Source organism: Pseudonocardia sp. KRD291 (assembly GCF_019263595.1).
Taxonomy (GTDB): Bacteria; Actinomycetota; Actinomycetes; order Mycobacteriales; family Pseudonocardiaceae; genus Pseudonocardia.
This window is the reverse complement of sequence record NZ_JADQDD010000354.1, coordinates 1-5,556: the sequence shown is the minus strand read 5'-3', so window position 1 is coordinate 5,556 and position 5,556 is coordinate 1. Positions and strand designations below refer to the sequence as shown.

The following is a 5,556-nucleotide window of genomic DNA, read 5'->3' as shown; positions in this document are numbered from 1 at the left end:
ACCGGTCCGACGGGCCCGGCCGGGCAGGCACGGGGCGGGCCGCTGCGCGAGGCACGCACGGCCTGACACCCCGGGTTTCGGCGGGCGAAGTGTCGGGGGCCGCTGCTTCACTTCCTCCCATGCTGTTCTCCGACGTCGTCGCGACCTCCGCCGCCGTGGGCGCCACCCGCTCGCGCAGGGAGAAGTCGGCCGCGCTGGCCGCGGTGCTGGGTCGCGCCGCGCCGGAGGAGGTCGAGCCGGTCACCGCCTGGCTGGCAGGCGAGCTGCGGCAGGGCCGGATCGGCACCGGCTGGCGGACCCTGTCCGGGCTCGACGCCGGGGCGGCCCCCGATCCGTCGCTGACCGTCGGGCGGGTCGAGGAGACCCTCGACGAGCTCGCCACGACCTCCGGCACCGGGTCGGCCACCCGGCGCCGCGACCTGCTGGCCGGGCTCTACGGTGCCGCGACCGCCGACGAGCAGCGGTTCCTGCACCAGCTGCTCACCGGGGAGCTGCGCCAGGGAGCGCTGGAGGGCCTGATGGTGGAGGCGATCGCGGCCGCCGCCGAGGTGCCGGCGCCGACCGTGCGACGGGCGTTCATGCTCTCCGGACGGCTGCCGGGCACGGCCGTGACCGCGCTGACCGGCGGCGTCGCGGCGCTCGAGGTCGTCGGGCTGGAGGTGGGGCGGCCGATCCGGCCGATGCTGGCGAGCCCTGGCGACTCGCTCGACGCGGCGCTGGCCGGGCTCGGGCCGGACGTCACGGTCGAGCACAAGCTCGACGGCGCGCGGATCCAGGTGCACCGCCGCGGGGACGAGGTCCGGGTCTGGACCCGCACGCTGCGCGAGGTCACCGACGGCGTCCCGGAGCTGGTCGCGCACGTCCGGGCGCTGCCGTGCGAGGCGGTGGTGCTCGACGGCGAGACCCTCGCCCTGGACGACGACGGCCGGCCCCGCCCGTTCCAGGACACGATGAGCCGCTTCGGCTCCGACGGGCCGGAAGGCCAGGGCTCGGAGACGATGCTGAGCCCGTTCTTCTTCGACCTGCTGCACCTCGACGGCGACGACCTCGTCGACGCGCCGCTGGAACGACGGCTCGACGCGCTGGCCGAGCTACTGGCCGGCGACGCGCAGGCGCCACCGCGGATGCCCGGTGCCCGCCGGCCCTCGCCGGAGGGGGCCGCGCAGGTGCTGGAGACCGCGCTCGACGCCGGGCACGAAGGCGTCGTGGTCAAGGCGCTCGACGCCCCGTACGCGGCCGGACGGCGCGGGAAGGCCTGGCAGAAGGTGAAGCCGGTGCACACCCTCGACCTGGTCGTGCTCGGCGCGGAGTGGGGCTACGGGCGACGCACCGGCAGCCTGTCCAACATCCACCTCGGCGCGCGGGACCCGGACGGCGGCGAGCCGGTGATGGTCGGCAAGACGTTCAAGGGCATGACCGACGAGCTTCTCGCCTGGCAGACGGCGACGTTCCCCGGCTACGCCCGCGACGACACCGCCGGCGACGCCGGGCACGGGGTGCTGCTGCTGCGCCCGGAGCTGGTGGTGGAGATCGCACTGGACGGCGCGCAGCGCAGCACCCGCTATCCCGGCGGCGTCGCGCTGCGGTTCGCGCGCGTGCTGCGCTACCGCCCGGACAAGACCCCCGCCGAGGCCGACGACCTCGAGCAGGTGCGCCGGCTGCTGAGCTCGTGAGTGCGGTGCGCCTCAGCTCGCCGCGGGATGCAGCATGTTGGCGCGCGGGACGTCGGAGCGGATCCGCAGCACCGCACCGTCGAGCACGCGTCCCACCGGGTCGCACGTGGTCTGCTCGACCGCGACCAGCTCCGAGCCGGTCGCGACCCCGAGGAGCTCGGCGAGGGCGGGGTCGGCCGGGATCCGCCCGCCCCAGCGGTCGACGCGCCCGCGGCGCAGGCCGGCGTCGTCGAGCAGGGTCTCCCAGGACTCACGCAACGGGATCCCGATCAGGTCGCCGGCCTCCGGGTGCACGACGTAGTGCGTCTCCAGCGCGGACGCGACGCCGTGGCGCAGGACCAGGAGCTCGATCCGCAGGCACGGGCTCCCCGGTGTGACGCCGAGCCACGCGGCGAGCGGTCCGGGGGCGGCCAGGCCACTGCGGTCCAGCACCCGGGCGCCGGCGGTACCGGTGGACGGGTCGACCGCCCGCAGCGGCGCCGGGCCGGTCGGGTCCGCGCCTGCGGACGGGCCGGGCCGGCCGGACGGGTCGGGCGGGTCTGGCAGGTCTGGCAGGTCTGGCGGGTCGGGCGGGATCGGCACCCGGTCGAGGGCGACGAGCGCGGGCGGGACCGCCTCGTACGCCGCGGGCGAGCCGCGGACCAGCCCCTCGGCCGCGAGCAGGCCCAACGCCGCCCGGACCGTGGAGCGGCTCGCCGCGTAGCCGACCATCAGCGCGCCCTCCCCGGGGAAGCGCCCCGGCGGGAAACGGCCACCGGAAATCGCCGCACGCAGCAGGTCCCGCAACCGTCGGACGTCCTGCGCGTGCGTGACCGAAGACGATCTCGGCGACGGCACCGGCATGACCACGACGGTAGGCGGCGGTGGTTGCCCGGCCGTCTCTCCCGCGTGTCCGGCAGATGACGCCGCACCGAGGGCCCGGAGGCGCTCGCGCCGGCCACGACCGTGCGCGGGAGCGGTCCCGGCGCGTAGAGTCCGCGTCTCGTGCGCTTCCTCCACCACGACGCCGGTTCCGGCCCCGCCCCGTCCGCGGATCTCACCTACGACGACGTGTTCCTCGTCCCGCGGCGGTCGGCGATCACCTCCCGCTTCGACGTCGACCTGACCACCGCCGACGGCACCGGCGCGACGGTCCCGGTGGTCGCGGCGAACATGACCGCGGTCGCGGGGCGGCGGATGGCCGAGACCCTGGCCCGCCGCGGCGCGCTGACCGTGCTGCCGCAGGACGTCGCGACCGACGCCGTGGCCGAGATCATCTCCTGGATCAAGTCCCGGGACCCGGTCTGGGACACCCCGCTCGTGCTGCGCACCGGGGACGCCGTCGCCGACGCGCTGAACCTGCTGCCCAAGCGGGCGCACGGCGCCGTCGTCGTCACCGACGACGGCGGGCGCCCGGTCGGCACCGTCGACGAGGCCGCCTGCCAGGGGGTGGACCGGTTCACCCGGCTCTCCGAGATCCTCGACCCGACGCCGCTGACGCTGCCGATGGACACCCCGCCGCGCGAGGTGTTCGAGGCCCTCGACGGCCGACGGGCCGCGCTCGGCCTGGACGACGACGGCCGTCTCGCCGGGATCCTCACCGGCATCGGGGCGATCCGGGCCGGGATCTACTCCCCCGCGCTCGACGCGTCCGGACGGCTGCGCACCGCGGCCGCGCTCGGGATCAACGGCGACGTGGCGGTGAAGGCGAAGGCACTGCTCGACGCCGGCGTCGACGTCCTCGTGGTGGATACGGCACATGGGCACCAGGACAAGATGCTCGACGCGCTGGCCGCGGTCCGCGGCGTCGTCGACTCCTCCGGGGCCGCGGTGCCGATCGCGGCCGGCAACGTGGTCACCGCGGAGGGGGTCGCCGACCTGGCCGCGGCCGGCGCCGACATCGTCAAGGTCGGCGTCGGGCCGGGTGCGATGTGCACCACCCGGATGATGACCGGCGTCGGGCGCCCGCAGTTCTCCGCCGTCGCCGAGTGCGCGGCGGCCGGTCGCGAGCACGGCGCCGCGATCTGGGCCGACGGCGGCGTGCGGCACCCACGCGACGTCGCACTGGCCCTGGCCGCGGGCGCGTCCTCGGTGATGATCGGGTCCTGGCTGGCCGGGACCTACGAGTCACCCGGCGACCTGCTGCGCGACGAGAACGGGCGGGCCTACAAGGAGTCGTTCGGGATGGCCTCGAAGCGTGCCGTCGGCGCCCGGACCCGCGGCGACAACGCGTTCGACCGCGCCCGCAAGGCGCTGTTCGAGGAGGGCATCTCCAGCTCGCGCCAGCGCCTCGACCCGGACCGCCCGGGCGTCGAGGACCTGCTCGACGAGGTCTGCTCCGGCGTCCGCTCGGCCTGCACCTACGCCGGCGCGAGCACCCTCGACGAGCTGCACGAGCGCGCCGTCCTGGGCACCCAGACCACCGCGGGCTTCACCGAGGGCACCCCGCACGGCGGCTGAGACCGCACCCGGTGTCCCGGAGGGCCCCCTCGCTCCCCCGGCGGTCCCGGGGTTCCCCTCGGGACCCGGCGCGCGGCGATGGTCCCCGACGGCACCCTCGCCGACCCGCCGGAGCGGGCCGGGCGAGGGTGCCGTCCGGGCGTTCAGGGGCGGGTCAGGAGTTCGGACCCTCCAGCATCTCCGTCACCAGCGCCGCGATCGGGCTGCGCTCGCTCCTGGTCAGGGTGACGTGGGCGAACAGCGGGTGGCCCTTCAGCTTCTCGATCACGGCACCGATGCCGTCGTGCCGTCCGACCCGCAGGTTGTCCCGCTGGGCCACGTCGTGGGTGAGCACCACCCGGGACGCCGAGCCGAGCCGGGACAGCACCGTGAGCAGCACGTTGCGCTCCAGCGACTGCGCCTCGTCGACGATCACGAACGTGTCGTGCAGCGACCGGCCGCGGATGTGGGTGAGCGGCAGGACCTCGAGCAGGCCGCGCGCGATGATCTCGTCGATCACGTCCTGGCTGACCAGCGCGCCGAGCGTGTCGAACACGGCCTGGGCCCAGGGCCCCATCTTCTCGCTCTCGCTGCCCGGCAGGTAACCCAGATCCTGCCCGCCGACGGCGTAGAGCGGCCGGAACACCACGATCCGGCGGTGCTGCTGGCGCTCGAGCACGGCTTCCAGACCGGCGCACAGCGCGAGCGCCGACTTACCGGTGCCGGCGCGGCCGCCCATCGAGACGATGCCGACCTCGTTGTCGAGCAGCAGGTCCAGCGCGATCCGCTGCTCGGCGCTGCGGCCGTGCAGGCCGAACGCCTCCCGGTCGCCGCGGACCAGCTTGACCCGCTTGTCCGCGGTCACCCGGCCCAGCGCCGACGACGCCCCGACCAGCCGCAGGCCGGTGTTGCAGGGCAGGTCACGGGCGGCGTCGTGGTCGATCACCCCGTCCCGGAAGAGCGTGTCCACGTCGTCGGCGCCGACCTCGATCTCGGCCATGCCGGTCCAGCCCGAGTCCAGCACGTCCTGGCCGTGGTACTCGTCGGCGACCAGGCCGACCGCGGCCGCCTTGACCCGCAGCGGCATGTCCTTGGTGACCAGCACGACCTCGCCGTGCATGGTCGGGTCGGCCCGCAGGTTGAGCGCGCAGGCCAGTATCCGGCTGTCGTTGGAGTCGGTCCGGAAACCGGCCGGGAGCACCATCGGGTCCGAGTGGTTGAGCTCCACGTGCAGTGAGCCGCCGGCGTCCCCGATCGGGATCGGTGCGTCCAGGCGACCGTGCTTGACGCGCAGCTCGTCGAGCTGACGCAGAGCGGTGCGGGCGAACCAGCCGAGTTCGGGGTGGTGGCGCTTGGCCTCCAGCTCGGAGATCACGACCAGGGGGATGACGACCTGGTGCTCGTCGAACCGCAGCAACGACCAGGGGTCGGACAACAGGACCGACGTGTCCAGGACGTAGCAGCG

At 75.2% G+C, this 5,556-nt stretch carries 4 protein-coding genes; 2 read left to right on the top strand and 2 right to left on the bottom strand.

Annotation, left to right across the window (positions count from 1 at the left end):
- Window positions 1-119 precede the first annotated feature (119 nt).
- Window positions 120-1,673: an ATP-dependent DNA ligase gene (locus I4I78_RS29425; protein ID WP_218614767.1), complete on the top strand. Its 1,554-nt coding sequence runs from the start codon at window positions 120-122 to the stop codon at window positions 1,671-1,673.
- Window positions 1,674-1,685: 12 nt separating this feature from the next.
- On the opposite strand, the gene I4I78_RS29420 is transcribed toward I4I78_RS29425, so the two are convergent.
- Complete coding sequence (locus tag I4I78_RS29420; RefSeq protein ID WP_218614766.1) at window positions 1,686-2,516, bottom strand: GntR family transcriptional regulator; 831 nt, start codon at window positions 2,514-2,516, stop codon at window positions 1,686-1,688.
- A 141-nt stretch (window positions 2,517-2,657) separates the two neighbouring features.
- Here I4I78_RS29420 and I4I78_RS29415 point away from each other — a divergent pair, with 141 nt between their 5' ends.
- Window positions 2,658-4,112, top strand: a complete 1,455-nt coding sequence (locus I4I78_RS29415) for a GuaB1 family IMP dehydrogenase-related protein (protein WP_218614765.1) — start codon at window positions 2,658-2,660, stop codon at window positions 4,110-4,112.
- A gap of 154 nt (window positions 4,113-4,266) precedes the next feature.
- Here I4I78_RS29415 and I4I78_RS29410 read toward each other — a convergent pair.
- Window positions 4,267-5,556 (bottom strand): PhoH family protein (locus tag I4I78_RS29410; protein WP_226380662.1); only part of this gene is annotated, 1,290 nt, incomplete at its 5' end.